General features: G+C 49.0%; 5 protein-coding genes. 2 read left to right on the top strand and 3 right to left on the bottom strand.

The genetic code is table 11. The features are described from left to right. The 3 genes from RTK32_RS20165 to RTK32_RS20155 all read right to left on the bottom strand — a co-directional run. The coding region (locus RTK32_RS20165; RefSeq protein ID WP_312047057.1) for a hypothetical protein at positions 1-534 on the bottom strand (534 nt) is incomplete at its 3' end. Further along, positions 531-998 (bottom strand): glycoside hydrolase family protein, encoded by a 468-nt coding sequence (locus RTK32_RS20160; protein ID WP_312047055.1) that lies wholly within the window; start codon positions 996-998, stop codon positions 531-533. The genes RTK32_RS20165 and RTK32_RS20160, both read right to left, overlap by 4 nt. A gap of 237 nt (positions 999-1,235) precedes the next feature. Next, complete coding sequence (locus RTK32_RS20155; RefSeq protein ID WP_312047053.1) at positions 1,236-1,601, bottom strand: antiterminator Q family protein; 366 nt, start codon at positions 1,599-1,601, stop codon at positions 1,236-1,238. 286 nt (positions 1,602-1,887) lie between these two features. On the opposite strand from RTK32_RS20155, the gene RTK32_RS20150 reads away from it, so the two are divergent. Together RTK32_RS20150 and RTK32_RS20145 are read left to right on the top strand one after the other, a co-directional pair. After that, positions 1,888-2,526 (top strand): LexA family transcriptional regulator, encoded by a 639-nt coding sequence (locus tag RTK32_RS20150; protein ID WP_312047051.1) that lies wholly within the window; start codon positions 1,888-1,890, stop codon positions 2,524-2,526. Between the two features lie 399 nt (positions 2,527-2,925). Continuing rightward, positions 2,926-3,099 carry a hypothetical protein gene (locus RTK32_RS20145; protein WP_312047049.1) on the top strand — a complete coding sequence of 58 codons (174 nt, stop codon included), beginning with the start codon at positions 2,926-2,928 and terminating at the stop codon, positions 3,097-3,099. Positions 3,100-3,538: the final 439 nt, after the last annotated feature.

The following is a 3,538-nucleotide window of genomic DNA, read 5'->3' as shown; positions in this document are numbered from 1 at the left end:
TGCCGGTGATGCTGGCGCGGCTGCCGGGTCCGTTTCCGGTGCCGGTGACGCTGGCACGGCTGTTACCGGGCCGGTACCCGCGGATGATCCCGCAGGTGTATTCCCCGAGTAAGCAGACGGGCCAGTTGGCCCTGTTGAGCACATTGCGACTACTGCTCCGGGGAACATACCGGCTGTTGCCAGCCCTGAGGAGCCGGTGGTCATCAGCATTTCCCTTGCCGCCGCCAATTTTTTCTGACGAATAAACTGGGCGAGAACCGCCATTGCGACCATAAAAGAGGCCAGAAAGCCCAGAAACTGTTGTGGGATCACTGTCTTCACATCTGCTGGCAAGCCGTTCCATGCGCTGGAAGCCGAATCCGGGAAGGATTGTACCCAGGCGCCCATGACCGAGCCCGCTGATGCCAGCCAGACCGACCAGGCCCGGAACAACAGCCTGGCGTGGGACACCAGCTCAATATTGCCTTGCTTAATGATCCACCAGACGACCAGCGTCACTAACAGTATTAATAAGATAAAGAGAATAAATTTCATAACGCCCCCTGCCATGCATCATATGTGCCGCTGCGCATTGCTTCTGCGTGACGCTTCGCCCGAGCGGGCGTCTGTTTTGCCCACAGGCTGCTCAGTAAGCCTTCCGCTGCACCCGAAAAGTTTTTAGTTGAAATCATTACCAGCGTATTTTTAAAAGCTGCCATTCCATCAATACCCAACTGATAAGCCATGCTGTAAAGCACATCGGTTCGCGCCTCATTGCACTGTTTCAGCGCGGCTATTAATACCGGCCTGTTATTCATTTCCTTTATTTTCTCGTTAATGATCCCCTGCATCCATACATCGCCAACTTCACGAGGGACTGTGAAAGTGTAATATTTTAATGGTGTGTCTTTGGGGCCAATGAGAATACCGCAGCCAACCGTTGGATAACCTTCTGTGTCAATATATGGCTTTTCTTTATAACCTTCTTCAAAGGCCAAAATTTGAATTATCTTGCTCATTTTCCACCCCTTCATCAAATAATCCGCCGCAGCGAAATGGATAAGGACCTTCCCCCGGTGAAAATGAATTTTATATTTATGCAAGCAGCTTAAATTGCCTTTCTAACACACTAGAACCGAAATTGCGTACGCAACCAACTTTCTTAAAAAAAATTTTCTCGCTCAGGAAAATATATTTAAGCTGAGGAGTATTTTTTCAAACAAAATAAAATGTTTAGGCGCGTAACGAGGCGGAAATTATTTTTCGCATTCCAGCTCGACTTCCAGCGCGCTCAGTACCCCTTCGACAAATCCTTCCGCTGTCTGGAGCTGTTTACGAATGGTCCCATCTGCACAGCGGCGACGGCGTGCAATAGAACGAAGCGAAATACGATAATGATAATGCGCCACCAGCAATGCATGTTCTTCGGGATGATTACTTTTCAGCCTGCTGATGCAGCTGTCCAGGATCATGCCGTCATTATCACTGCAGGTAGGACGATCGGATGGGGCAGCGGTAATCAGTCCGCGAAACCCGGCGGCGATATGTGAATAGCTGACGCGGCTCTGCTCTGTTGCCGCCCAGCCTCCCCATTTTTCCAGTAAGCGTTTCATATCTCGCATATTGACCCCCACAGAATGCGTAAAGCAGAAGAAAAAATGAAGTTTCCAACACTTTCTCTTAACACCTGCTAATTTCAAAACGGTACTGTTTTTTGCGTGCGGCACTGCCGCTTCGCTTGTTTTACCTGGGTCAAACAGGTTGCCAGCGATTAGGCTGGGCGGCCAGATTGTTAAAGAGCGGGCGTGCTGAAACTGATAGCCTGAAGGAAGAAATCTTATCCGTTTAAGTATCAACACACCTTAATTAATAGCATAGGTTATTAAACCTGCCAATAGCAAAGCGTGTTTGACGAAAAATACGCGTCGCTATAAATTCTGGTATATGAAACCGAATACACTCGCCTACCGACTGAACATGGCTATGACCATGATGGGAATCACCCAGGGTGCTTTAGCTAAAGCATCGGGCGTATCACAACCTACTATCTGGCGTCTGACTAAGGGAGAGGCCGAAGGGTCGCGCAAACTGGTCGATATTGCCCGAGCGCTGGACGTTAATGTGCAATGGCTGGCCAGCGGCGAAGGAGAGATGCGCGGTAACGCAGGGCTGAGCGCTATAGATAAAGTAAAAAGTGGATCGACAATTCCGGTCTGGGGACCGGAAGGAAAAACAGGGGAAATAGTCTCTTCGCCTAACGGGGTAAAGGCGAAGAGGACCTGGCGTGCCTATATTCTTGACAGAAATAGCGGCTGCGCAGAAGCCACTACCGGCAGCATCGTTATTGTCGATACCGACGTACCACCCGAATCTGGAGATTTGGTAATGGCAAGGGTGAGTTCACGCATCTCGGTTTATCGCTATCTGGAAGGCCCCTCCAATGGTTTTTTAACCGTCGACGATCCCCGTTTGCCTGCCGTAGAACTCTCTGATGAGTCAGAACTTATTGGCGTGGCGATCTTTCTAATCCGTGATTTAAGGCGATAGTTACTGACATTCTGCCCCGGCAGAATGGTTTCTTGGTAACGCCCCCCAGACACTCTGTGCAGCACAGATATCATCAGCTTATCCTCGCGAAAACCCATCCTCTGCAACAGTTAATCTGCGCAGAGGCTTTGGCGCATTGATTCAACTGAATAGATTAGTAAAGCTTTTAATAACATCGCCAGAACAATACGCAAAAAAAGCGCCAATAAAATAATTAAACCTTAAAAAACAACAATTTAACTCAATAACAAAAGTTATACTTGCAATACCTATTGATATTAATAATAACTATGGCTATTGTTTTTTAAGGTAGACAAATTCTCTTTGCTTAACGTTCCCCGTTGCCCGATTTAAGTGGCTGGGAAATCGACTAATTTGCCTGTAACAGGAGGGGTGTTTATGGCCACTGTCATCTGGAAAAAATCTCGCCCGGCCGGCACCAGCAAGAGCCGCTATAAAGCCCGACGTGCCGAGTTGCAAAAGCTGCTGACGCAGGAAGAACTGCTTGCCCGACGGATAGCCAGATCGTTGGCGGGCTGTAGTTTGAGGGTGTTGAAAGCGATAAGCGAGTGACACAGCGGCCTGCTCCTGTAGTTTACACTGGATTTATATACAGTATTATTTCTTTCAGGAGGCAGGCAAGTCTTTTTCATAGCGGGGGGCAGGGTTTCAGCGGTAGCTCTCCCCTTTTCGCCGTTGTACCCGCCCGTCGCAGGGCGCAACGATGCGGGTCTGCGCAGTAAAATACACGCAGGCCGGCGATATCAGGCCCGGTCAGGAGAAGGTGCATGACAGGCCGGAGAAAAAGCGTTTTGGAGCAGAAAACTAGCTGACGAAAGCTTTGTAACTTACCGTCATAGTGGCTTTACAGAAGATACAGTTGGCGCCGTGCGGATTTTTTGGCGTGATACTGTGGAGGGAGAAGCGGTACTGACATCCGTGGCATGTCGGACATCTGAATTTGATAGGAGGAATAAGTAGCCTTAGTTTTACGAAATTGAGTGTCCAGCCT

It is taken from the genome of Erwinia sp., assembly GCF_031978025.1.
GTDB lineage: Bacteria > Pseudomonadota > Gammaproteobacteria > Enterobacterales > Enterobacteriaceae > Erwinia.
Note: the sequence above shows the minus strand (reverse complement) of the source record. Positions and strands in the feature narration are given on the sequence as shown.

Coding starts and splice junctions, on each gene's coding strand:
- RTK32_RS20160 (WP_312047055.1), bottom strand. CDS start 998: ATGAGCAAGATAATTCAAATTTTGGCCTTTGAAGAAGGTTATAAAGAA.
- RTK32_RS20155 (WP_312047053.1), bottom strand. CDS start 1,601: ATGCGAGATATGAAACGCTTACTGGAAAAATGGGGAGGCTGGGCGGCA.
- RTK32_RS20145 (WP_312047049.1), top strand. CDS start 2,926: ATGGCCACTGTCATCTGGAAAAAATCTCGCCCGGCCGGCACCAGCAAG.